The organism is Ureibacillus sinduriensis BLB-1 = JCM 15800, assembly GCF_000772955.1.
GTDB lineage: Bacteria > Bacillota > Bacilli > Bacillales_A > Planococcaceae > Ureibacillus > Ureibacillus sinduriensis.
This window is the reverse complement of record NZ_JPVO01000052.1, coordinates 87,755-112,152: the sequence shown is the minus strand read 5'-3', so window position 1 is coordinate 112,152 and position 24,398 is coordinate 87,755. Positions and strand designations below refer to the sequence as shown.

Annotated in this window: 19 protein-coding genes and 1 riboswitch; of the genes, 17 read left to right on the top strand and 2 right to left on the bottom strand. The window is 41.2% G+C overall.

What is annotated here, in order from left to right:
- Nucleotides 1–45: 45 nt before the first annotated feature.
- The 9 genes from CD33_RS12155 (at nucleotide 46) to CD33_RS12115 (ending at nucleotide 8,034) form a co-directional block, all read left to right on the top strand.
- Complete coding sequence (locus tag CD33_RS12155; protein ID WP_036201136.1) at nucleotides 46–1,218, top strand: acetyl-CoA C-acetyltransferase; 1,173 nt, start codon at nucleotides 46–48, stop codon at nucleotides 1,216–1,218.
- 149 nt (nucleotides 1,219–1,367) lie between these two features.
- Nucleotides 1,368–3,149 carry an acyl-CoA dehydrogenase FadE gene (locus CD33_RS12150; RefSeq protein WP_036201279.1) on the top strand — a complete coding sequence of 594 codons (1,782 nt, stop codon included), beginning with the start codon at nucleotides 1,368–1,370 and terminating at the stop codon, nucleotides 3,147–3,149.
- 164 nt (nucleotides 3,150–3,313) lie between these two features.
- A complete protein-coding gene (locus tag CD33_RS12145; protein WP_036201134.1) occupies nucleotides 3,314–3,670 on the top strand; it encodes an arsenate reductase family protein in 357 nt (118 codons plus the stop codon).
- Between the two features lie 81 nt (nucleotides 3,671–3,751).
- The gene (gene gcvH, locus CD33_RS12140; RefSeq protein WP_036201133.1) at nucleotides 3,752–4,132 is read left to right on the top strand and encodes a glycine cleavage system protein GcvH; all 381 of its coding nucleotides are present in this window, start codon (nucleotides 3,752–3,754) and stop codon (nucleotides 4,130–4,132) included.
- Nucleotides 4,133–4,356: 224 nt separating this feature from the next.
- A complete protein-coding gene (locus CD33_RS12135) occupies nucleotides 4,357–4,713 on the top strand; it encodes a toprim domain-containing protein (protein ID WP_036201132.1) in 357 nt (118 codons plus the stop codon).
- Nucleotides 4,714–4,758: 45 nt separating this feature from the next.
- Entirely contained in the window at nucleotides 4,759–5,058 is a 300-nt protein-coding gene (locus CD33_RS12130) for a thioredoxin family protein (protein WP_036201131.1), read from the top strand.
- A gap of 61 nt (nucleotides 5,059–5,119) precedes the next feature.
- Nucleotides 5,120–5,226, top strand: a riboswitch (SAM riboswitch).
- Between the two features lie 170 nt (nucleotides 5,227–5,396).
- Nucleotides 5,397–6,422 (top strand): methionine ABC transporter ATP-binding protein, encoded by a 1,026-nt coding sequence (locus tag CD33_RS12125; protein WP_036201130.1) that lies wholly within the window; start codon nucleotides 5,397–5,399, stop codon nucleotides 6,420–6,422.
- Nucleotides 6,415–7,083: a methionine ABC transporter permease gene (locus CD33_RS12120; protein WP_036201129.1), complete on the top strand. Its 669-nt coding sequence runs from the start codon at nucleotides 6,415–6,417 to the stop codon at nucleotides 7,081–7,083. Before CD33_RS12125 ends, CD33_RS12120 begins: the two co-directional genes overlap by 8 nt.
- 81 nt (nucleotides 7,084–7,164) lie before the next feature.
- On the top strand, nucleotides 7,165–8,034 hold the full coding sequence (locus tag CD33_RS12115; protein ID WP_036201126.1) for a MetQ/NlpA family ABC transporter substrate-binding protein: 870 nt from the start codon (nucleotides 7,165–7,167) through the stop codon (nucleotides 8,032–8,034).
- 131 nt (nucleotides 8,035–8,165) lie between these two features.
- On the opposite strand, the gene gltC is transcribed toward CD33_RS12115, so the two are convergent.
- Nucleotides 8,166–9,068: a glutamate biosynthesis transcriptional regulator GltC gene (gene gltC, locus CD33_RS12110; protein ID WP_036201122.1), complete on the bottom strand. Its 903-nt coding sequence runs from the start codon at nucleotides 9,066–9,068 to the stop codon at nucleotides 8,166–8,168.
- Nucleotides 9,069–9,187: 119 nt separating this feature from the next.
- Here gltC and gltB point away from each other — a divergent pair, with 119 nt between their 5' ends.
- The 7 genes from gltB to sufB all read left to right on the top strand — a co-directional run bounded on the left by gltB (nucleotide 9,188) and on the right by sufB (nucleotide 20,874).
- Nucleotides 9,188–13,708 (top strand): glutamate synthase large subunit, encoded by a 4,521-nt coding sequence (gltB, locus tag CD33_RS12105; RefSeq protein ID WP_036201120.1) that lies wholly within the window; start codon nucleotides 9,188–9,190, stop codon nucleotides 13,706–13,708.
- A 14-nt stretch (nucleotides 13,709–13,722) separates the two neighbouring features.
- Nucleotides 13,723–15,201 carry a glutamate synthase subunit beta gene (locus CD33_RS12100; RefSeq protein WP_036201118.1) on the top strand — a complete coding sequence of 493 codons (1,479 nt, stop codon included), beginning with the start codon at nucleotides 13,723–13,725 and terminating at the stop codon, nucleotides 15,199–15,201.
- 491 nt (nucleotides 15,202–15,692) lie between these two features.
- Nucleotides 15,693–16,475: a Fe-S cluster assembly ATPase SufC gene (gene sufC, locus CD33_RS12095; protein WP_036201117.1), complete on the top strand. Its 783-nt coding sequence runs from the start codon at nucleotides 15,693–15,695 to the stop codon at nucleotides 16,473–16,475.
- 19 nt (nucleotides 16,476–16,494) lie between these two features.
- Nucleotides 16,495–17,802, top strand: coding sequence for a Fe-S cluster assembly protein SufD (gene sufD, locus CD33_RS12090; protein ID WP_036201115.1), 1,308 nt, complete (start codon nucleotides 16,495–16,497; stop codon nucleotides 17,800–17,802).
- Entirely contained in the window at nucleotides 17,802–19,025 is a 1,224-nt protein-coding gene (locus tag CD33_RS12085; protein ID WP_036201114.1) for a cysteine desulfurase, read from the top strand. Before sufD ends, CD33_RS12085 begins: the two co-directional genes overlap by 1 nt.
- Nucleotides 19,015–19,452: a Fe-S cluster assembly sulfur transfer protein SufU gene (gene sufU / locus CD33_RS12080; protein WP_036201113.1), complete on the top strand. Its 438-nt coding sequence runs from the start codon at nucleotides 19,015–19,017 to the stop codon at nucleotides 19,450–19,452. Before CD33_RS12085 ends, sufU begins: the two co-directional genes overlap by 11 nt.
- 24 nt (nucleotides 19,453–19,476) lie before the next feature.
- Nucleotides 19,477–20,874 (top strand): Fe-S cluster assembly protein SufB, encoded by a 1,398-nt coding sequence (gene sufB, locus CD33_RS12075; protein WP_036201112.1) that lies wholly within the window; start codon nucleotides 19,477–19,479, stop codon nucleotides 20,872–20,874.
- Nucleotides 20,875–21,054: 180 nt separating this feature from the next.
- On the opposite strand, the gene CD33_RS12070 is transcribed toward sufB, so the two are convergent.
- Nucleotides 21,055–22,803: a methyl-accepting chemotaxis protein gene (locus CD33_RS12070; protein WP_036201111.1), complete on the bottom strand. Its 1,749-nt coding sequence runs from the start codon at nucleotides 22,801–22,803 to the stop codon at nucleotides 21,055–21,057.
- A 239-nt stretch (nucleotides 22,804–23,042) separates the two neighbouring features.
- Between CD33_RS12070 and CD33_RS20205 the strand changes: the two genes are divergently transcribed.
- Complete coding sequence (locus tag CD33_RS20205; RefSeq protein ID WP_036201107.1) at nucleotides 23,043–24,392, top strand: 3' terminal RNA ribose 2'-O-methyltransferase Hen1; 1,350 nt, start codon at nucleotides 23,043–23,045, stop codon at nucleotides 24,390–24,392.
- Nucleotides 24,393–24,398: the final 6 nt, after the last annotated feature.

Below are 24,398 nucleotides of genomic sequence, written 5' to 3'. Positions count from 1 at the left end.
AAATAATAAAAATTGACAAAAGCAATGAATAAGGGGGATACACAAATGCGCGAAGCCGTAATTGTAGCAGGAGCCAGAACGCCGATTGCGAAGGCGAAAAAAGGATCTCTTGCTACTGTACGTCCTGATGACTTTGGGGCAGTCGTAGTAAAAGAAACATTAAAAAGAGCTGGCTATGAAGGTCCCATCGACGATCTTATAATGGGGTGTGCAATGCCGGAAGCTGAACAGGGGATGAATGTTGCACGTAATATCGGTGCATTGGCCGGACTTCCGGATTCAACGCCGGCTATTACAATTAACCGCTTTTGTTCTTCAGGATTGCAAGCCATTGCCTATGCGGCAGAACGTATCATGTTGGGTCACTCGAAGGCCATCCTAGCGGGGGGAGTCGAGTCGATGAGCATGATCCCGATGACGGGGAACACGGTCCGTCTCAATCCGAAATTGGCTGAAGAAGCACCTCAATATTACATGAGCATGGGTCATACTGCTGAAGAAGTAGCGAATCGTTATGAGGTAAGCAGGGAAGACCAGGATGCTTTTGCGGTGCGTTCACATGAACTAGCAGAGAAAGCCATCAAGGCAGGTAAATTCAAAGATGAAATTGTACCTGTTGAAGTCGTTCAGCATTTTGTGGACGAGAATCATAAATTGCAGTCCAGAACATTTACCTTTGATACAGATGAAGGGGTTCGTCCGGGTACATCCATGGAAGGCCTTGGGAAATTGCGTCCCGCATTTAACGTGAAGGGTTCCGTAACAGCAGGGAATTCTTCTCAAACTTCGGACGGAGCTGCAGCGGTCCTTGTCATGGATCGGGAAGAAGCAGAAAATCAAGGGTTAAAACCGATGGCGAAGTTTTTAGGATTTGCAGTGGGCGGAGTGCCACCGGAAGTGATGGGTATTGGTCCTATCGAAGCGGTGCCAAAAGCTTTGAAAATTGCAGGTCTATCTCAAGATGATATCGACTTGTGGGAACTGAATGAAGCCTTTGCGTCGCAATCAATTCAAGTGGTGCGCCATTTGGGGATTGATATGGAAAAAGTCAATGTCAATGGCGGGGCGATTGCCCTAGGACATCCACTTGGTGCTACTGGAGCCATTCTAACATTGAAGCTAATCCACGAGTTAAAACGACAAGGGAAAAAATATGGCGTAATTACGATGTGTATCGGCGGCGGAATGGGCGCTGCAGGCGTAATTGAAGTTCTATAATTATTAAATTTGCTGATTGTCGATCTGCTTAGGCGACTGTGCCGTTGCCTTTAAGGGCCGATTGTCTGTGCTTTTCTATAGTGATGGTTAGATGGATGGAAGTACTTGAGATTATGGAACTTATCATTTCTAAAGGGGAGGAAGAAAAAATGGTTCAAACTAAAAACATTATTAAAGGTGGAAGTTTTTTAATTGAAGATGTGGAATTAGATCGTGTCATTACTCCAGAAGATTTTACGGACGAACAAAAAATGATTGCCCAAACAACGACGGATTACGTTGAAAACGAAGTAAAGCCCGTTATCGAAAATTTGGAGCATCATGAATTCGAACACTCTGTGCGTTTATTGAAAAAAGCAGGGGAACTGGGGCTACTGGCAGCGGATGTACCGGAAGAGTATGAAGGCTTGGAATTGGATAAAATCTCCTCTGCATTGATCGCGGAAAAAATGTCTCCGGCAGGTGGTTTTTCTATCACGCACGGAGCACACGTTGGTATCGGTTCATTGCCTATCGTTCTTTTCGGCAATCATGATCAAAAATCAAAATACTTGCCGAAACTTGCTTCAGGGGAATTAATCGCTGCCTACGCATTGACGGAACCTGGTTCTGGATCTGATGCACTTGGAGCAAAAACGGTTGCGAAGTTGAATGAAGCGGGTACGCACTATGTATTGAATGGTGAAAAACAATGGATCACGAATGCAGGTTTCGCGGACGTGTTTGTTGTTTACGCAAAAATCGACGGGGAAAAATTCACTGCCTTTATTGTTGAACGTGAATTTCCTGGTGTATCCGTAGGTGCGGAAGAGAAAAAAATGGGGATTAAATCATCCTCAACGCGTACTTTAATTTTGGAAGACGCGGAAGTTCCAGTTGAAAACTTGCTTGGTGAAGTTGGCCGCGGTCACGTCATCGCGTTCAACATTCTAAATATCGGGCGCTATAAATTGGGCGTCGGGACTGTTGGAGCTTCAAAACGCGCTCTGGAGTTGGCAATCGCTTATACAAACCAGCGTCAACAATTCAAGACACCACTATCAAGCTTCAACTTAACAAAAGAAAAAATCGCGACGATGGCTTCACATCTTTATGCTTCTGAATCTTTAAACTATCGCACAGTGGGTTACTTCGAGGATCGTTTAAGCCAGCTTTCGGCAGAGGAACAAAAAGATGGGAAAGCAATTGCCGGAGCGATTGCTGAATACGCCATTGAGTGTTCGATCGCCAAAGTTTTCGGTTCAGAAACTTTAGATTATATTTCGGATGAGGCGGTTCAATTACATGGTGGATATGGTTTCATGGCGGAATATGAAGTGGAGCGCATCTACCGTGACTCCCGCATTAACCGTATCTTTGAAGGAACGAATGAAATCAATCGCCTAATCGTTCCGGGAACGTTCATGAAAAAAGCATTGAAAGGCGAGTTGCCGCTTCTACAAGTGGCTCAAAAGCTGCAAGAAGAATTATTGATGCTGATGCCTGAAGAAATCAGCGATGAGCCATTGGCACAGGAACAATATTTAGTGAGAAATGCCAAGAAAATTGGTGTATTGGCAGCAGGTGTTGCTGCACAACGATTTGGTGCGAAGCTGGAAGCGGAACAAGAAGTTCTGGTTAACATTGCCAACATCGCAAACCAACTGTATGCAATGGAATCCGCTGTCATTCGTACGGCCAAAGCCATTCAGCGTGATGGCGCGGAAAAGTCCAAGCAAAAGATCCTTTATACTGAAATTTTCTGTCAAGAAGCCTTTGCTGAAATCGAAAAAGAAGCAAAAGAAACAATCTTGGCATCAGTCGATGGAGATGCAGGAAAAATGACACTTTCTGCACTTCGTAAACTAACGCGCAATAACCCTTATAACTTGATCTTGAAAAAGCGTGAAGCTTCACAAAAGCTGATCGAAGCAGAAAAATATATCGTATAAATCTGCAACTCGGGCATCCTAAACTCTAGGATGCCTTTTAGCGTGTGCCAGGCACTCATTCAATTCAGAATATTCCGAATTGAATGAGTGCCTGGCACTTAGAATTGGTTGTCTGCTATACTTTAGTTAGATAAATTATTAAACAGTTGGTGAAGGAGTATATTATGGCACTTAAATTGATTCAGTATCCACGTTGTACGACATGCAAGAAGGCGGAAAAATGGTTGAAGGATAATGGCATTGCATACGAAGCGATCCATATAGTTGAACAAACGCCTACGAAAGAGGAATTGAAAGAAATTTGGGAAAAGAGTGGGCTTCCTTTAAAGAAATTCTTTAATACATCCGGCATGAAATATAAAGAATTAGAGCTGAAGGATAAGTTAGGTTCCATGTCAGAGGATGAGCAACTAGCATTACTGGCTTCGGATGGCATGTTGATTAAGAGGCCGATTGTGACAGATGGCGAAAAAGTGACTTTAGGATTCAAAGAAACTGATTTCACTGAATCTTGGAAATAATGCTCTAGTCTATCTTGTTTTTGGGTATGAAATATGTCAAACTTATCATGTATGAATTACATATATTTGGAGGGGTTTTTAGTGAGCACACCGAAAGATTTACGTTACTCTAAAGAACACGAATGGGTAAAAGTTGAAGATGGAAAAGTCCGTATTGGAATCACACACTTTGCACAATCTGAACTTGGCGATATTGTTTTCGTTGAACTTCCACAAGTTGGGGACGAAATTCAACTGAACGAACCATTTGGTAGTGTTGAATCTGTTAAAACAGTTTCTGAACTATACGCACCGATTTCAGGTAAAGTGGTGGAAATCAATAGTGAACTAGAAGATAGCCCAGAATTTGTAAATGAATCACCTTATGAACAGGCTTGGATGGTAGTGATTGAACCAACTGATCTTTCAGAAGTGGAAGCTTTATTAACTCCTGAGCAATATGATGAATTAATTGATGCATAAACTGAATATGATATATTAAAACGCCAGAAAACCACTGGCGTTTTTTTTACAATATTAATATAATAAGTAACCATATCTTTTATTTCACTGATTCTGTTCATACAAACTCAGTGGGAATAGACATCGATTTTCGCTAACGAAAACCGTGCTTTTCAATCATTATCCTTATGCATATTTGAAGACGTTATTTAGCTGTGTTACTACAAATTCGTGGGGTGAAGCAAATGATAGTTGATAAGTGTATAATTGTTGAAGGTCGATCTGATAAGTTAAACATTGCACCAATATTTGCAGAGGATGTTAAAATTATTTGTACGAATGGCACAATCAGTGAAGACGCATTGCTGGATCTTCTGGAACCATTTGAAGAGTGCAAACTTTATACGTTATTTGATGCGGATAATTCAGGGGAAAAGTTGAGAAAGCTTACTAAGAGAATTTATTCTGAAGCTGTTCATCTTTTCATACCTCGAACATATATCGAAGTGGCAAACGCGCCAAGAAAAGTGTTGGCGAATTTATTAAGCGAGGCCAAATTCTCTGTGCATAAGCAATATTTATCTTCATCAATTGAAATATAAGTAAGCTGTTACTATTACCTAAACAAATAAAATAGGATGATGATTATGAAAGAATGGACAATTGAAAACTGGGAGCAGCAACGGGAGCAACATTCCTTAGTTGCCTTTTATCTATATACACCGATGTGCGGCACGTGTGCCGTTGCTTCGAAAATGTTGGATGTCGTAGAAGAACTTTTACCGGATCTACCAGTTGGCAAGGCCAACATTAATTACTTGGAAACTTTAGCGAAGGAATATCAAATTGAAAGTGTGCCTTGTTTACTTATCAGTGATGATGGAAACGTCGAAAAATTGTATGCTTTCCAATCTGTACCATTCCTATATGAAAAGTTAAAAAAGTAGTTGACGGGGTGAGAGTTGGCATGGTAAAGTAACATCCATAATCTAAAACTTAATATCGTAACTCTTATAAAGAGCGGTGGAGGGAAGTGCCCTATGAAACCCGGCAACCATTACATTTGTGTAAAAAGGTGCCAAGTCACGCGAAGTGGATACTTTGGAAGATGAGAGAACGGTTTACGTAAACAATACATTTACGTCCCCTTCTACTTGTCTTGGTAGAAGGGGTTTTTTGATTTAAGAAAACTGGATGTAATATCCTGAGTAGTCGGGTAAACTAGGCAAACCTCTAAAAATACATAGTTGCGGATTGCAAGAAGACATATAGTAAGGAGTCACATATGATTGAATTAAAAGATATATCGAAAATATATAAAACGAAAAATGGGGAAATAACAGCTGTAAAAGATGTTAGTTTATCCATAAATAAAGGTGAAATATTCGGGATTATCGGTTACAGTGGCGCCGGTAAAAGTACGATGATTCGCTTATTGAACGGCTTGGAAAAACCTACTACCGGTACGGTGGAAGTGAATGGTCAACAGATTTCTTCCATAACAGGCACGCAGCTTCGACAAGCACGTCAAAAAATCAGTATGATCTTCCAGCATTTCAATCTATTATGGTCCCGTACGGTGGCAGATAACATAGCCTTTCCGTTAGAAATAGCAGGGGTGCCAAAGGCCGAACGGGTAACACGCGTGAAAGAATTAATCGATCTAGTCGGGTTGACAGGCAGGGAAAATGCTTATCCCTCCCAATTATCAGGCGGTCAAAAGCAACGTGTCGGAATAGCCAGAGCATTAGCCAATAATCCTGAAGTTTTGCTTTGTGATGAAGCAACAAGTGCACTTGATCCAGAAACTACGGATGCCATTTTGGAATTGTTGCTGGATATCAATAAACGTCTTGGTTTGACAATTGTTCTTATAACACATGAAATGCATGTTATCCGCAAAATTTGCCGTCGTGTTGCGGTCATGGAAGCTGGACGAGTTGTTGAGTCCGGCGACGTATTGGATGTATTCCAAAATCCTCAAGCAGAAATAACGAAAAATTTCGTCATGCAAGTTTCGGGAACAAGAGAATCGAAAGAATCGATCGAGCAAATTCTTGTCAATTACCCTACAGGGAAAATTGTGAAGCTGACTTTTATAGGGAATAAAACGGAACAGCCGGTAATTTCCCAAATCATTAAAGAATTTAATGTGGAAGTGAATATTGTTCACGGCAATATTACACAAACTACTAGTGGCCCATATGGAACATTGATTGTGCAAATAGATGGTAAACCAAATCAAGTTGAAGAAGCATTTAAGCTTCTCGAATCTCGAGAAATTCAAGCGGAGGTGATTGACCATGTTTAATCAATTATTTCCGAATGTAGATTGGGTAAAAATGTGGGAAGCTACATACGAAACGTTATATATGACGGTTATTTCGACAGGGGTAACATTCGTACTTGGCCTGGCAATCGGCATATTGCTGTTTTTGACAAGCCCACACCAAATTTGGGCGAATAAAATAGTGAATGTGTTAACTGGGTCTCTCGTCAATATTTTCCGATCCATTCCCTTTATCGTATTAATTATCTTATTAATTCCGTTTACAAAGTTCCTGCTCGGTACAATCCGTGGCGTTGAAGCGGCTTTACCGGCCTTAATTATCGGTGCTGCACCGTTCTATGCCCGCTTGGTATTAATCGCGCTAAGAGAAATTGATAAAGGCGTGATAGAGGCTGCCCGTTCTATGGGGGCAAAAACATCAACGATTATTTGGAAAGTGCTCATACCGGAGTCCTTGCCAGCATTACTATCGGGCATTACGGTTACGGCAGTTGCACTAGTAGGGTATACGGCAATGGCCGGAATCATCGGTGCAGGCGGATTAGGGAACCTGGCATTCATAGATGGCTTCCAGCGCAGCCGCGATGACGTCACTTTAATGGCAACCATTATTATCTTATTAATTGTTTTCATCCTACAATTCATTGGGGACTTCATCACAACAAAGACTGATAAACGCTAATCATTACTAGCTGAAACGACCAAATGGTGCTGACGGTTTAGCCGTTCACATATAGAAACAAAGAGAAAAGGAGAAAAACAAATGAAGAAATTTTTATCATTCTTGCTATTATCAGCAATCGTACTTGCGTTAACGGCATGCGGTTCTGCCAAAGAAGAAGACACAAACAATTCGACAGGCGATACTGCCGATGAGGGTGCAACAGAACAGAAAGCAGATAATAAAATTACTATTGGTGCTTCAAATGGTCTACATGATTTGATCTTGGAACAAGCAAAACCGATTTTGGCTGAAGAAGGAATTGAGCTAGATATCAAACCTTACCAAGACTATGTTATGCCAAACCAAGACCTAGAGTCTGGTGATCTGGATGCGAACTATTTCCAACATACTCCTTATCTTGAAAAGGAAATTGCCGATAAAGGTTATGATTTCGTTAATGCAGGCGGAATCCACATTGAGCCTATGGGAATTTACTCAACGAAATACGAGTCATTGGATGAACTTCCAGAAGGTGCAACAGTCATCATTTCGAACAATCCTGCAGAGGAAGGTCGTTTCTTGGCTCTTTTAGAAGCTCAAGGATTAATCAAATTAAAAGAGGGTGTCGACAAAGCTGCCGCAACATTGGATGACGTCGTTGAGAACCCAAAAAATCTTGTAATCGATAATAGTTCAGCCCCAGAAATGCTAGTAACATACTATGAAGAAGGGGAAGGGGATGTAGTAGTAATCAACTCCAACTTCGCAATCGATGCAGAAATCAATCCTTTAGAAGATTCAATTGCCATTGAAGGTTCAGACTCTCCATATGTCAACATCATTGCAGTTCGCGCTGAAGATAAAGACAATGAGGCAATTAAGCGTTTAGTAGAAGTATTGCATTCAGATGCTATCCAACAATTCATCATGGATGAGTGGGACGGCGCGGTAGTACCTGTAAATCAATAAAATGAAGTGAGGCTGGGACATAACTAGCTTCAAATATAGAGAATGGAGAATTTGAGTTCGCTCAAATTCCCCATTCTCTTTTTTTTACGCACATAAAAAATACCCAGGGAACAGCCCGGGTACGGAAATCTCTATAAAAATTGATTCAGTCTCGAAAAGAAATTATCGATGAATTTCAAAAATACTTGTTCAGAAGGTCCAAGTTCTCGGTTTGTAGGATATATGACCCCTACAGTTCTAGTAATAGCTGGACTTTCTATCGGCATTTTCACCGTAAAACGCGGGGTGGAATCATACAGAGAGCTCTCAGGGAGCAAAGTAACCCCGATACCCGCCGCCACTAAACCTTTCAACGCATCCATATCCTCCCCTACAGAAGTAATCCCCGGAACGAAGCCTGCAGCTTTACAAGCATCTACAACAACTTTATTCAAAATGTAACCTTCAGGGAAAAGAACGAAATTCTCTTTACGTAAGTCACCAAGGAATATTCTTTCAGCGTTTGCCAATGGGTGGTTGGCAGGCAGCAAAGCATGTATCTTTTCGCTGAAAAGAATGGATGTATGAATGCTGTCGTCGCTGGGCGGAACAGGCCCCAAAAACGCAAGGTTGAGTTCGCGGTTCTTCACAGCATCAATAAGATAACGGTAGGAACCTTGGCGTAAATGGAAGAGTACGTTCGGGAACTCTTTTTTAAAGGCAGAAATAACAGTTGGCAGGACGTAACTAGCGAGACTTGTAGGGAAACCGATTTTAATGGTTCCTTTGGCTGGATCCAGGTACTCCTCCACTTGCTTGGCGGCAAAATCAATTGCCTTCAATGCGGTAACTGAGTGCTCCAAAAAGATTTTACCGATTGGTGTCAGCTTCACATTTCGTCCCACCCGTTCAAAAAGTGGTGTGCCAAGCTCATCTTCAAGGTTTGCGATTTGTCTGCTGACTGCAGACTGGGCGACATGTAAATGTTCGGCTGCTTCAGAAATATGTTCCCTCTCCGCTACCTCTACAAAGTATCGTAATTGGCGTAATTCCAACCCTTTCACCCCATTTATCTAAATATTAGATCAATTCTATCCAAAGTATATATTGTTTATATTATTCTAAAAATTCTACAATGTAAATAAGGTATTTACGAAGATTTGGGGGGATTTGCATGACTTTTCATCAGTATCCGAAAGCACAAGGGCTCTATTCACCGAGTTTTGAACATGACGCTTGTGGAATCGGTTTCTACGCTAATATAAAAGGACACGCTTCACATGAAATTGTAAAAAACGGGCTGGAAATGTTATGTCGTCTAGATCACCGAGCAGGACGCGGTGGTGATGGCAGAACTGGGGATGGGGCAGGATTAATGGTCCAGATTCCGGATGCGTTTTTTAAATTAAATTGCCCCGAGTTCAACTTGCCGAAAAAAGGCGAGTACGGAGTAGGACAACTTTTTTTTACAGAGGATACGAGAGAAAGAGAGTCCATCGAAAATAAAATTAATGAATTAATCGAGCAGGAAGGCCAAACTCTTATTGGCTGGAGAACTGCTCCTACAAATAAAGAAATCCTGAGTGATATTGCGAAATCCACAGCACCAGTTGTTCGTCAAGTTTTCATAAAAGGGGAGAATGTTGACGATTCTTTAGCGTTTGAAAGAAAATTGTACCTCATCCGCAAGCAAGCTGAATTTTGGGCACAGGAAAATCATATGAAATTTTATTGTCCAAGTATGTCCAGCCAGAAAATGGTGTTTAAAGGCTTATTAACGCCCGAAGAAGTTAGTGAGTTTTACATTGATCTGCAAGACGAAAGCTTTATTTCGGCATTTGCAATCGTTCACTCAAGATACTCTACAAATACGTTTCCGAGCTGGGAACGCGCACATCCAAACCGTTATATTGTCCATAATGGTGAAATCAACACATTGCGGGGCAATATCAATTGGATGACTGCACGCGAGCAACGTTTTGTTTCGGAAGCATTTGGTGATGATCTAAAGAAATTATTGCCGATCATCGATAATTCAGGGTCCGACTCCTCCATGTTGGATAATGCATTTGAATTTTTTGTGCTGGCTGGTCGTACCCCGGCACATACCGCGATGATGCTCATTCCGGAACCGTGGACTGAAAACCCGCATATTTCCGAAGAGAAAAAAGCATTTTACGCTTATCATGCAAGTATGATGGAGCCATGGGATGGCCCTACCGCAATTTGTTTCACCGATGGCAAACAAATCGGTTCCATTCTCGATCGAAATGGCTTACGCCCTGCCCGTTACTATGTCACAAAGGATGATATGATCGTCTTTTCTTCAGAAGTAGGGGTTGTGGATATCGAGGAAGAAAATGTTCTTTATAAAGAGCGCTTAAGTCCGGGACGTATGCTATTAATTGATTTGGAGCAAGGGAAAATAGTCTCTGATGAAGAGTTGAAAAGCGAAATGGCCCAAGCACAGCCATATGCGAAATGGTTGGAGGACAACTTGGTCACAGTTGAAGCTGATAAGGAGACTCCAAAAGAGATTGCCGAGTTAACAATAAGACAAAAATCCTTTGGTTATACATTTGAGGACATTCAGAAATATATCGTTCCGGTAGCAGAAAGCGGAAAAGACCCGATTGGTTCGATGGGGAATGATACGCCTTTGGCTGTGTTATCAGATCGTCCGCAGTCTTTATTTAATTACTTTAAACAATTATTTGCACAAGTTACGAATCCACCGATTGATTCAATTCGTGAGCACATTGTAACGTCGACGATGACATTACTCGGCGCAGAAGGCAATCTATTGCACCCCGACGCTCAGAATGCACGGCGTATTTTCCTTGAAACTCCAATTTTGACTGATGGGGAGTTAAAGAGGATAACGAGTATTCATAATAAACATTTCCAACATGCGGTGCTTGCACTCCAATTCGAAAATTCGTTGGAGACAGAATTGCAACGGTTGTTTGATGAGGCAGATGCAGCGATCGAAAGAGGAATCTCTTTATTGGTGCTTTCGGATGAATTGGATAACGTGAGTACACCTACCATACCAGTATTACTGGCTGTAAGTAGCTTACATCAATATTTAGTGCGAACAGGTAAACGTACGCTTGTGAGCATCATCGCCAATAGCGGAGAGGCACGTGAAGTTCATCACTTTGCGGCTTTGGTAGGTTTTGGGGCGGATGCCATCAATCCATATCTTGTGTATGCTTCAATTCGAGGAGCAATAGATGGGGATCATTTAAAGGGCAGTTACCATGATGCGGTAAGAAAATATCGCAAGGGGATCGCTGATGGTGTTGTAAAAGTGATGTCCAAGATGGGGATTTCCACTGTTCAATCTTATCGCGGCGCTCAAATTTTCGAGGCTGTCGGCATTAGTAAGGAAGTGGTGGATCGATACTTTACAGGCACCGCTTCCCAAATTGATGGGATTGATCTGGAAACGATCGGAGTGGAAGCGAAACGCCGTCATCAGATTGCACTCGATTCCAACAATGGTCTATTGGAATCGGGCAGTGATTTCCAGTGGCGGGCAAATGGCGAACACCATGCGTTCAATCCGAAAACAATTCATACGCTCCAAACGGCTACAAGAAGAAATGATTATGGTTTGTACAGAATGTATGCCGAAATGGCGAACGAAGAACAACTAGGGTTCTTGCGCAACATGTTTGAGTTCAACTCTACGAATCAATCAATTCCGCTTGAAGAGGTAGAATCCGTGGACTCAATCGTCAAACGATTCAAAACAGGGGCAATGTCATTCGGTTCCATCTCCAAAGAAGCACATGAAACATTGGCGATTGCAATGAACCGTATCGGCGGACGTTCGAACTCCGGTGAAGGTGGGGAAGATACCGCCCGCTTCGAAATCGATGAAAATGGGGATAACCGTAATAGTGCAATCAAGCAGATTGCATCGGGTCGTTTTGGAGTGAAATCGCATTACTTGGTAAATGCCAAAGAACTGCAAATCAAGATGGCCCAAGGAGCAAAGCCGGGTGAAGGCGGTCAATTGCCTGGCAACAAGGTGTATCCTTGGGTTGCCGATGTACGAGGCTCTACTCCAGGTGTAGGGTTGATTTCACCACCACCTCACCATGATATTTATTCAATCGAAGATTTAGCAGAACTGATTTACGATTTGAAAAACGCAAACCGCGACGCCCGGATTTCAGTAAAATTAGTGGCAAAAGCAGGTGTTGGAACAATTGCCGCGGGTGTTGCAAAAGGCGGAGCAGATGTCATTGTCATCTCCGGTTATGATGGAGGCACCGGTGCATCGCCGAAAACTTCCATCAAACACACAGGTCTGCCGTGGGAGCTTGGATTGGCTGAAGCTCACCAAACACTAATGCTCAATGGACTGCGTGAGCGTGTGACTCTGGAAACGGACGGAAAGTTAATGACAGGTAAGGATGTTGTCATGGCGGCACTGCTTGGAGCGGAAGAATATGGTTTTGCAACCGCGCCATTAATCGTGCTTGGCTGTATCATGATGCGTGCGTGCCATCTGGATACATGCCCGGTTGGAGTAGCTACGCAAAATCCGGAATTGCGTGCCAAATTTATGGGGAACGCCGATCACATCGTAAACTACATGCATTTTGTAGCAGAAGAAATGCGTGAGTATATGGCGAAATTAGGATTCCGCACTGTTGAAGAGATGGTTGGACGGACGGATGTTCTACAAGTCAGCGAGCGTGCAAAAACACATTGGAAAGCAGGACAGCTTGATTTGTCAACATTGCTTTACCAAGTTCAAGGCGCCCGTACGAAAAAAACAAACCAAGACCTTCGAATCGAAGACACTTTTGATTTGCGTGAGTTGCTGTCAAAAGTTGAAAAAAGCATTAAAGAAAAAGAATCGATCGAACTCGAATATGCGATTAATAATACAGACCGGGTTGTCGGTACGATTATCGGAAGTGAAATTTCGAAGAAGTACGGTGAGGTCGGGCTAAAAGATGACACCATCAAGCTAAAGTTTACAGGTCATGCAGGGCAAAGTTTTGGGGCGTTTGTTCCCAAAGGAATGTCATTATCTTGTGTCGGCGACGTAAACGACTACTTTGGAAAAGGTTTATCCGGCGGGAAATTAGTAGCCATTGCCCCGATTAAAGGGGAGCAGGAGAAAAACGTTATAGCCGGCAACGTTTGTCTATATGGGGCGACGAGCGGTACTGCTTATATTAACGGTCGTGCTGGGGAACGTTTTGCGGTTCGTAATAGTGGTGCCAATGTAGTGGTGGAAGGCATTGGAGATCATGGCTGTGAATACATGACAGGCGGACGCGTTGTCATCTTGGGCGACGTAGGGAAAAACTTTGCTGCAGGGATGAGTGGTGGCATTGCATACGTTTACCCATCGGATGAAGCGGAATTTAAGGAACGATGCAATACGGAAATGATAGAGTTTGAGAAACTGGAAGATAAAAACGAAATTGAAGCTGTGCGTTCTATGATTATCAAACACTTGGAACATACGGAAAGTACAATCGCATTGGATGTCCTCGCACAGTGGGATGAATTTGTACGGAAAGTTGTCAAAGTAGTGCCAACCGATTATAAGGCAATGATTGACAAAATCAGCTATCATAAATTCCTTGGACTGACAGAGGAAACGGCAGCAATGCAAGCATTTGTAGAGGCAACTGGCGTTAAAGAATTAGCGATTTCGAAATAAGAGGGGGTTCTAGAATGGGGAAACCAACAGGATTTATGGAATTTAAGAGAGCGAAAACGAAAGAGCAGCCTCCACTAGAGCGTATTTCGAATTGGAATGAATATGCTGCTAGGCTGCCAGATGAAACATTGCAAGAGCAAGGCGCCAGATGTATGGATTGCGGCACACCTTTTTGCCATATGGGTGTTGAAATTCGTGGTGCAGCTGCCGGCTGCCCAATTCAAAACGTGATTCCTGAATGGAACGACCTAGTGTATAAGGGACAATGGAAGGAAGCGTTAGATCGTCTGCACATGACGAATAACTTCCCGGAATTCACGGGACGTGTTTGTCCAGCGCCTTGTGAAGGCTCCTGTACATTGGCGATAACTGATCCAGCGGTAGCGATTAAATCAATTGAACGCTCAATTATCGATAAGGGCTTTGAAAATAACTGGATTCTTCCTCGAATCCCAAGAACACGTACAGGAAGAAAAGTTGCCGTGGTTGGTTCCGGGCCGGCAGGGTTGGCTGCTGCAGACGAATTGAACCAATTAGGTCACAGTGTAACCGTATATGAACGTGCCGATCGTCCGGGTGGCTTATTAATGTATGGAATTCCAAACATGAAGCTTGAAAAAAATGTAATAGAACGCCGTATAAATTTGCTCCGTCAAGAAGGGATCGATTTCGTATTAAGTACTGATATCGGTAAGGATATCACCGCAGACGAATTAAAAGCACAATTTGATGCCGTAATTTTATGTATCGGTGCTCAAAAGCAACGTGTTTTACATTTGGAAGGAAGCGATGCACAAGGTGTCCACCTGGCGATGGACTACTTGACGGGTGTAACGAAGAGTTTGCTGGATTCCGATTTCGAAGATGGAAAGGCGCTGAATGTAGCGGGCAAAGATGTGATTGTTATCGGCGGGGGGGATACAGGGGCTGATTGCGTGGCAACTGCCATCCGTCAAAAAGCTCGCTCGGTACATCAATTCGGCAAGCATCCAGAACTGCCAAAAACCCGCCAAGAGGATCGTCCATGGCCACAGGATCCTAATGTGTATAGTCTTGATTACGCATATGAAGAGGTGGAGGCTACAAAAGGACGCGATCCACGCGAGTATTGTATCCAAACGAAGGAAATCGTGAAAGATAAAAATGGTCGTGTAAAAGAACTTCATACCATTCAAATGGAGAAAATTTTAGGCGATGATGGTTTCCATTTCTTCAAAGAAATTCCCGGCACGGAAAAAGTATGGCCGGCGCAAGCTGTATTTGTTGCCATTGGTTTTGAAGGAATTGAAAAATCTCTACCGGAGCAATTCGGTGTGACAATTTCGAATAATAAAATTCGTGCTTCCATCAAGGATTTTGAAACAAATGTGCCCGGCGTATTTGCGGCTGGTGATGCAAGGCGCGGCCAAAGCCTTGTTGTATGGGCGATCAAAGAAGGCAGAGCCGTTGCGGCAAGTGTTGATGAATTTTTGAAAGTTGGAGTAAAAGTATAATTGAAGCGGTTCCCGAAACGAAATAGAATCGGGAACCACTTTTTTATTTTCAGGATTAAAAAGCAAAACTACTAATCTATATAAAGGGAACTTAAGCTAAAAGGTTGAACTATCCGCCGCGTTTTTCTAAACTAAAAGCAGGTATATTTTTATAATAAATTTTTCTGGTAATGTATAAGAAGGGAATATATAATGGTAAACTATTCACTGAACTTATATACGAATTTGGAGATAATTGTCGAACATTGCCGCTGAAATGAATTCTCAATTAGAGTCCGTGTATTGAAAATGAATTCTTCAACTTTTCCTTCCGCTAACTTTCTTCAGTATCGATAAAAAAATGGAAAATCCCAATATTTTAATGGTTTTGGTCGAAATAGATTGTTTATGGAATAAATGTTTTGCATGGTTTCATGATTTCGGTTAAGATTAGAATGATAATAAATTAGAAATGGTCCTACCATTCAACGCACAACTACGGAGGTAATATAATGTCAACTTTAGTAATTAAAGATCTTCATGTTTCTATCGAAGATAAGGAGATTTTAAAAGGTCTGAACCTTACAATTAATACAAATGAAGTCCATGCGATCATGGGTCCAAACGGTACAGGTAAATCTACATTAGCTTCTGCTATTATGGGTCATCCTAAATACGAAGTCACTCAAGGAACAATTGAAATAGATGGTGAAAATGTACTGGAAATGGAAGTTGACGAGCGTGCTAAAGCGGGTCTTTTCCTTGCTATGCAATACCCATCAGAAATTTCGGGTGTAACAAATGCCGATTTCGTTCGTTCGGCTATCAACGCACGTCGTGAAGAAGGCGATGAAATTTCATTAATGAAATTCATCCGCGAATTGGATAAAACGATGGACTTCCTGGAAATGGATCAAGAAATGGCTCAACGTTACCTAAACGAAGGCTTCTCCGGCGGGGAAAAGAAACGTAACGAAATCCTGCAATTAATGATGATCAAGCCTAAGTTTGCCATCTTGGATGAAATCGACTCGGGCCTAGATATCGATGCATTAAAAGTTGTAGCAAAAGGAATCAACCAAATGCGCGGTGAAGGGTTTGGCTGTATCGCTATCACTCACTACCAACGCTTACTAAACTATATCACTCCTGATCATGTACACGTTATGATGCAAGGCCGTGTCGTAAAATCTGGTGGTCCTGAATTGGCACAACGCCTTGAAGCTGAAGGGTACGACTGGATTAAACAAGAACTAGGTATTGAAGATACAGACGCGGTAACTGAAGAAGCATAATAGAGGAGGACGAATCAACATGACAGTTGAAACAAAATTGGCGTTATCAGCTACAGAAGTACGCTCGTTCTCGCAAAACAACAATGAACCAGCATGGTTTGGTTCATTGCGTGCTGAAGCAATTGAAAAAGCTACTGAGCTTCCAATGCCAACACCAGACAAAACGAACATCACAAAATGGAACTTTACAGAGTTCCCTCAACATACAGTGGAAAGTGCGCCATTTAGCTCTCTTGATGAACTTTCTGCAGAAGTAAAAGAAATTATTGATATTGAAGGGCAGGAAAACCTTTATATTCAACGCAATAACACGCCGGCATTTCTTAAAATATCGGAAGAATTAAAAGCGCAAGGTGTCATTTTTACTGATATTTTAACTGCAGTTCGTGAACACAGCGAATTAGTACAAAAATACTTTATGACAGAAGCTGTTAAAGTGGATGAGCATAAATTAACGGCCTACCATGCGGCTTTAGTGAACGGTGGAGTATTCCTATACGTACCGAAAAATGTTGTTGTTGAAAAGCCATTGCAAGTCGTATTCCTAAACGACAACGCGGATGCTTCATTATTCAACCACGTTTTGGTAGTAGCTGATACTAACTCGGCTGTAACATACGTACAAACTTATGTGTCAACAATTGAACAATCCAATGGACAAGCGAACTTAATCGAAGAAGTCATTGCTATGGATAATGCGCAGGTTACTTTCGGTTCGGTGGATGTTCTTGCAAAAGGATTTACAACTTATGTAAACCGTCGCGCTCACGTAAAACGCGATGCAAAAATTGATTGGGCTCTAGGGTTAATGAACGATTCGGATACAATTTCTGAAAATATTACACATTTAGTTGGCGACGGTTCACTTGCACATACGAAAACTGTAGTAGTAGGACGTGGGGAACAAAAACAAAACTTCACAACAGAAGTTCGCCACTGGGGTAAAAATTCAGAAGGCTTTATCTTAAAACATGGTGTTATGAAAGATTCTGCGCAAACAATCTTCAATGGTATCGGCAAAATCGAACATGGTGCCAGCAAATCAAATGCAGAGCAAGAATCACGCGTATTAATGCTTTCTGAAGGAGCTCGCGGAGATGCAAACCCAATTCTATTAATCGATGAAGATGATGTAATGGCAGGACACGCAGCATCAGTTGGCCGCGTGGATCCAATTCAACTTTATTACTTAATGAGTCGCGGTCTTTCAAAAGCAGAAGCAGAGCGTCTTGTTATTCACGGTTTCCTTGCGCCGGTAGTAACAAATCTTCCTATCGAGAGCGTAAAAAATCAATTAACGAAAGTTATTGAAGGGAAAGTTCGCTAATGAACGAAATTCGCAAACAATTTCCTGTACTAAATCAAGAAGTAAACGGGCATCCGCTCGTTTACCTTGATAGTGCAGCTACATCCCAAAAGCCAATACAAGTTTTGGAAGCTGTAAAAAACTACTATGAGTTGGATAACTCCAATGTACACCGCGGTGTACATACACTTGGAAATCGGGCGACTGATTCGTATGAAGGGGCTCGCGAAAAAATTCGCAAGTTCATTAATGCAAAATCGACGCAAGAGATTATTTATACACGTGGTACAACAACTTCTTTAAATACTGTTGCTAGTGCCTATGGACGCATGAATGTAAATGAAGGCGATGAAATTGTTATATCATATATGGAGCATCACTCCAATTTAATTCCATGGCAACAGCTTGCAAAAGAAAAAGGTGCTGTTCTGAAGTACTTTGATCTTGAAGAAGATGGAACAATCACTATGGAAACGGTACGTAATACGATTACAGATAAAACAAAAATCGTGGCCATTACAATGGCTTCAAACGTACTGGGTACGATTAATCCTGTTAAGGAAATTGCGGAAATAGCGCATAGCCATGGAGCAATTATCGTTCTGGATGCTGCTCAATCTGCACCACATATGTCAATTGATGTTCAAGATTTAGATTGTGATTTCTTGGCTTTCTCTGGGCATAAAATGTGTGGTCCAACAGGTATTGGTGTACTTTATGGTAAACAAGCTCTTCTTGAAGTCATGGAGCCAATTGAATTTGGCGGGGAAATGATTGATTTTGTAGGTTTATATGAGTCTACTTGGAAAGAGCTGCCTTGGAAATTTGAAGGTGGAACACCGAATATTGCAGGTGCTATTGGTTTAGGTGCTGCGATTGATTTCCTAACTGAAATTGGGATGGATAAAATTGCAGAACACGAACATAGCCTAGTAGAATATGCTATACAAGAGATGGATAAAATTGAAGGCCTATCAATTTACGGACCTCGTGACCCACAAAAACGATGCGGATTAATCACATTCAATATTGATGGTGTACATCCTCATGATTTAGCAACTGTATTGGACATGAATGGTATTGCAGTGCGTGCTGGACATCACTGTACACAACCATTAATGAAGTGGCTTCAATGTACGGCAACAGCACGTGCAAGCTTCTATATGTATAATACAAAAGAAGATGTTGACCGCCTTGTTGAAGGATTGCGCATAGCGAAGGAGTATTTTAACGATGTCTTTTAATAATAATTTAGACCAGCTATACCGCTCAGTCATTATGGATCATTATAAAAAACCGCGCAACAAAGGTTCTTTGGATGGTGACAGTGTTACAATCGATATGAATAACCCAACATGCGGTGACCGTATTCATTTAACATTAAAGATTAACGATGGTATAGTCGAAGATGCTAAATTTGATGGCGAAGGCTGTTCCATTTCGATGTCTTCTGCATCTATGATGACAGAAGTCATTAAAGGAAAAAAACAAGAAGAAGCTCTTGAACTAGCGCAAATTTTCTCAAATATGATGCTAGGGCAAGACTATACAGATAAATATGATTTAGGTGATGTTGAAGCTCTTCAAGGTGTTTCAAAATTCCCGGCTCGTATCAAATGCGCAACATTGGCTTGGAAAGCAATGGAAAAAGGCGTTAGCGAACAAAAATAATAAGTTTGAACGGAGGAATTTAAAATGGCTAAAAAAATGCCAGATATCGGCGATTACAAATACGGCTTCCATGACAAAGACGTATCAGTTTTCCGTTCAAAACGTGGATTAACTGAAGAAATCGTACGAGAAATCTCAAATATGAAAAACGAACCAGAGTGGATGTTAAACTACCGCTTAAAAGCGCTGGAAATTTTCTACTCAAAACCAATGCCACAATGGGGTGGCGACCTTTCAGCCCTAAACTTCGATGAAATTACTTACTATGTAAAACCATCTGAAGCAACTCAAAAATCTTGGGATGAAGTACCTGAAGAAATCAAGGCAACATTTGACAAATTAGGTATTCCTGAAGCTGAACAAAAATACTTGGCTGGTGTATCTGCTCAGTACGAATCTGAAGTAGTTTACCATAACATGAAAAAAGACCTTGAAGATCTTGGCATCGTGTTTAAAGATACAGATTCTGCATTACGCGAAAACGAAGATATCTTCAAACAATACTGGGGTACTGTAATTCCATCTTCAGACAACAAATTTGCTGCACTTAACTCAGCTGTTTGGTCTGGTGGATCTTTCATCTATGTACCACCTGGCATCAAATTAGACACGCCGTTACAAGCGTACTTCCGTATTAACTCTGAAAACATGGGTCAATTCGAACGTACATTAATTATTGTTGATGAAGGGTCAAGTGTTCACTATGTAGAAGGATGTACAGCTCCTGTTTACACAACAAACTCTCTTCACTCAGCAGTAGTTGAGATCATTGTTAAAAAAGATGCATACTGCCGTTATACTACTATTCAAAACTGGGCAAACAACGTATACAACCTAGTTACAAAACGTACTGTAGTTGAAGAAAATGGTACGATGGAATGGATTGATGGTAACATCGGTTCTAAATTAACAATGAAATACCCTGCATGTATCCTTAAAGGTGAAGGTGCACGTGGTATGACACTTTCAATTGCTATCGCAGGTAAAGGTCAACACCAAGATGCTGGTGCAAAAATGATTCACTTAGCACCAAACACATCTTCAACAATCGTATCGAAATCGATCTCAAAACAAGGCGGTAAAGTAACTTACCGCGGTATCGTTCGCTTTGGTAAAAAAGCAACTGGTGCTCGTTCAAACATCGAATGTGATACGTTAATCTTGGATAACGAATCAACATCAGATACAATTCCTTACAACGAAATCTTAAACGATAACGTTTCATTAGAGCACGAAGCAAAAGTTTCTAAAGTATCTGAAGAACAATTATTCTACCTAATGAGCCGTGGTATTTCTGAACAAGAAGCAACAGAAATGATCGTAATGGGCTTCATCGAACCATTTACAAAAGAACTACCAATGGAATACGCAGTAGAAATGAACCGCCTAATCAAATTCGAGATGGAAGGTTCTATCGGATAATAAAATAAAATAACAAAAAGGTTTACGAGACATTCTGGCTCGTAAACCTTTTTTCTTGCATCTGTACATAGGATTATGTTGAAAACTTTTGCACCTCATACCGCGAAGCATTCGAACAATTAGTTAAATCTTCTTGATCTAAATGAACGTTTAACGCTCATATAAAACAGCATTGGCAATTTATATTGTATATCGCTCCATTAAGGAAGTTAACTCACGGTTTAACTCGGTTAGTTTTTCAGCAGCATTCGCAACATCGGTAATTGCGGTGATTTGCTCATCTATGGAAGAAGCAATTTCCTGTACGGAAGCGGCAGTTTGTTCAGATACGCTTGATGCACTGGCGATTCCTTCACTCATTACATGATTATAGGAAGTGATTATGTCCATTTCTTTATTAACTGCTAGTAAAGATTGTGCAATTTGTTTAATGGAATCCGACATTTGATTGAATTTGCTTTGAGTCAGAACGACATCATCATTTAACTTTTTAGCGGTTCTCATTGTTCCTTCAACACTTTCAACGGTTTTAGTAGTTTCTGAAACAATAGATGAAACAACTTCTTGGACTTGATGAGTTGCATTTTTCGATTGTTCTGCCAGCTTCCTTATTTCTTCGGCAACAACTGAGAAACCTTTGCCATATTCTCCCGCTCTTGCAGCTTCAATACTCGCGTTTAAAGCCAGTAAATTTGTCTGTTCTGCGATTGATTCAATCGTTTCCATTACTTGCGTGATTTGATTGATTTTGCCATTCAAGTTTTTGATTTCTTCGCTCACTCCTTGTGATGCTGCCAACGAATCAGTGTTTGACTGTTGCAATTGGTGAACGATTTCGATTCCCTCGATGGATACTTTTTCTGCTTGTTTGGTAATGTCGTGCATGGCATTACTTTGTGTTCCCATCGCACCTATAGAACTGGATACCATTTCAACTGTTTGGTTGATTTTGTCCAAATCATGGGCTTGTTCCTGTGTACCAGTGGCGATCTCGGTAATTGCTCTACCAACCTCCTCACTGCTGGCAGAGGTTTCTTCTGAAATAGCCGATAAGTTAGTCGCAGAGTCCAATAAATGCTCACTCGTTTTTTTAGTCTTTTCGACCAACGTGCGCAACTGCTCGGACATCTTATTAAACGCAGCCGAAAGTTGTCCAATTTCATCACCTGCTTCAGGCAGGTTGGTAACAATAATATGGCCATCAGCAATTTGTATGGATGCTTCAGCCACTTCTTTCAATGTATTTACTTTCTTGCGGATTGCTATATAAAAGACTAGTGAACTTAAAATAATGAGCACAACTGTAGCACCGGAAATAATATATTGTAAAATGTTTAAACCTTCGTAAAATTCATCTTGAAAAACAGCAATTCCTATCGTCCAACCCCAAGGCTCAAAATATTCTGTATAGGCAGTTTTATCTTTAAAAGAACCATCCGACTGTCTATCTGAATAAACGACATAGCGATCTGCCACTTCTTTGGACTTGCCGCCTGCCACGATTTTTTCCCGATTACTTCTGTTTAGTTCATCAGCAGGAGCTCCACCTATTTTGGATGGATGCAATTGCAAAACCAGATCCTCGTCATAAGCCAGTATGTAACCATTCTCTTTGTATGTAAAACGGGACTTTTGATAATCGTACTCTTGATTTTCATTTACTGGTCCATTCAGAAGAATTCTCGCTTGTTCCTTTCCTTCCTCCAATGTGATATCGCCGCTTTCCACTTTCGCATTGATCATTTCTATTGAAGTATAGGCTCCATCGACAAGGCTTTGCAGTTCTCTTTTGCCTGACTCCAGGAGCTGACTTTTGGCGACAAAATAACTTGTCGAACCGATAATTCCCACTGTCATGATGATAATCATTGTGATTAGCAACATCAATTTACCAGAAACGCTTTTCAACTGTAATTTCTTTTTCTTCATTTGTTTCCCCCCCAAACGCTTATATAGTTATATTTCGACATTTTTTTACATAATTCAATGAAATTCGGATTGTTTTTTAATCTATTTCGCCAATAAAAGTGAAGGATGCCATTATAACCTGATACTTTTGAAGGACGAACCAATCTTAACTCACCCTTTAGAATAGAAGCCCATTAAGATCTTATGTTATATTGTAGGAAAATGGAGTGTTTATACTCAGATGGCAGGTGTTGAACGCGATGCAATTGACGATACGGGGAACAGGGCCGGATGTGAATATGCTTTCATACTTGATGGCCAAAAATCCAAATAATCTTTACGAGAGAAATGTTAGCGGGCATTTAGTGCGATTGTTTTTTGGCAAGTTTTCAGAAGAAGAAGTGGAAGTTACGATTTTTGTAACACCCGATTCAATCGAACTTTCAAGGAATAATTCGCAAACTTATGAAATTACATCTTATATTAACGACCGGGAATTTGCAGTGAGCAGTATTTTCTGTACATTAATAAGAACTGCACTGGGGACCGCACTGAATGGTAAGCCAAAGGAAGAGTATGAGGCTTGGGTGAATCATCGGTTCCCGCTTCAATTTAGTTTTGGACCGGTTGCTTCCCATTTATCGGACCATGAGCTACTCGATTTATTTCAACCTCTAGGTTACGAGGTGTTAATCACATACGGCGAAGTTGATTATAGTATGGATTTAAAAAGCAAAAGTATAGCAAGATACATTACAATCAAAGGCATGACGACACTTCAGATGGGACTTCGGCAGCTTTTTGTGTTGATTCCGGTTTTAGATAATTATAAGCATTATTATATCGATGAAAAAGAAGTCGAGAAAATTGAACGATATGGTGAGGGGTGGCTGGATCAACACCCTCAGAGAGAGTTGATATTGCAACAAGCTCTTCGATTCGAGGAGCTGTACAAGATGGTGCATGTGAAAACCGAGCGGCATAGTGAAATTGTAGCGGAGCCGACAATGAGGTTAAATGACCTTCGATACGAAATGATTATCAGAAAAATCAATCAGTTGACCCATAGAGAGCGTATTGTAGACTTGGGATCAGGCGAAGGAAGGCTATCGGAAAAACTAGGCTTTGTAGAAGGAGTGAAAGAAATACTAGCAGTTGAACCCTCCGAATCACAAAGTTTGAAAGCCCTCAAACGATTGGAAAAGGTGGAGCGGAATGAAAATTTCGTCATGCCAAAACAAATTATGGGATCTCTCTTTTACTATGATGAACGATTGAAAAACAAGGATATTATGATTCTTTGTGAAGTTATTGAACATATCGATGAGTTTCGATTACCGAAAATCATGGAGACAATTCTTAATGATTATCGTCCAAGAGTACTACTCATCACGACTCCTAACCGCGAATACAACGAAGTATATAAAATGGATGAAGAATACCGACACCCGGATCACCGCTTCGAATGGACTCGAGAGGAATTTTCCCGGTGGTGCCAGATGCAAAATCGACACCAAGAATACGAGCTCACGTTTGATGGGATAGGTGAAGAACACGAGCTCTACGGAAAACCTACACAGATGGCTTTATTTACAAGGAAGGAGGTATAACAGTTG

Bases quoted from the DNA above. Each gene is read 5' to 3' on its own strand.
- CD33_RS12155 (WP_036201136.1), top strand. From the start codon at position 46: ATGCGCGAAGCCGTAATTGTAGCAGGAGCCAGAACGCCGATTGCGAAG.
- CD33_RS12150 (WP_036201279.1), top strand. From the start codon at position 1,368: ATGGTTCAAACTAAAAACATTATTAAAGGTGGAAGTTTTTTAATTGAA.
- CD33_RS12145 (WP_036201134.1), top strand. From the start codon at position 3,314: ATGGCACTTAAATTGATTCAGTATCCACGTTGTACGACATGCAAGAAG.
- CD33_RS12135 (WP_036201132.1), top strand. From the start codon at position 4,357: ATGATAGTTGATAAGTGTATAATTGTTGAAGGTCGATCTGATAAGTTA.
- CD33_RS12130 (WP_036201131.1), top strand. From the start codon at position 4,759: ATGAAAGAATGGACAATTGAAAACTGGGAGCAGCAACGGGAGCAACAT.
- CD33_RS12125 (WP_036201130.1), top strand. From the start codon at position 5,397: ATGATTGAATTAAAAGATATATCGAAAATATATAAAACGAAAAATGGG.
- CD33_RS12120 (WP_036201129.1), top strand. From the start codon at position 6,415: ATGTTTAATCAATTATTTCCGAATGTAGATTGGGTAAAAATGTGGGAA.
- CD33_RS12115 (WP_036201126.1), top strand. From the start codon at position 7,165: ATGAAGAAATTTTTATCATTCTTGCTATTATCAGCAATCGTACTTGCG.
- gltB (WP_036201120.1), top strand. From the start codon at position 9,188: ATGACTTTTCATCAGTATCCGAAAGCACAAGGGCTCTATTCACCGAGT.
- CD33_RS12100 (WP_036201118.1), top strand. From the start codon at position 13,723: ATGGGGAAACCAACAGGATTTATGGAATTTAAGAGAGCGAAAACGAAA.
- sufC (WP_036201117.1), top strand. From the start codon at position 15,693: ATGTCAACTTTAGTAATTAAAGATCTTCATGTTTCTATCGAAGATAAG.
- sufD (WP_036201115.1), top strand. From the start codon at position 16,495: ATGACAGTTGAAACAAAATTGGCGTTATCAGCTACAGAAGTACGCTCG.
- CD33_RS12085 (WP_036201114.1), top strand. From the start codon at position 17,802: ATGAACGAAATTCGCAAACAATTTCCTGTACTAAATCAAGAAGTAAAC.
- sufU (WP_036201113.1), top strand. From the start codon at position 19,015: ATGTCTTTTAATAATAATTTAGACCAGCTATACCGCTCAGTCATTATG.
- sufB (WP_036201112.1), top strand. From the start codon at position 19,477: ATGGCTAAAAAAATGCCAGATATCGGCGATTACAAATACGGCTTCCAT.
- CD33_RS12070 (WP_036201111.1), bottom strand. From the start codon at position 22,803: ATGAAGAAAAAGAAATTACAGTTGAAAAGCGTTTCTGGTAAATTGATG.
- CD33_RS20205 (WP_036201107.1), top strand. From the start codon at position 23,043: ATGCAATTGACGATACGGGGAACAGGGCCGGATGTGAATATGCTTTCA.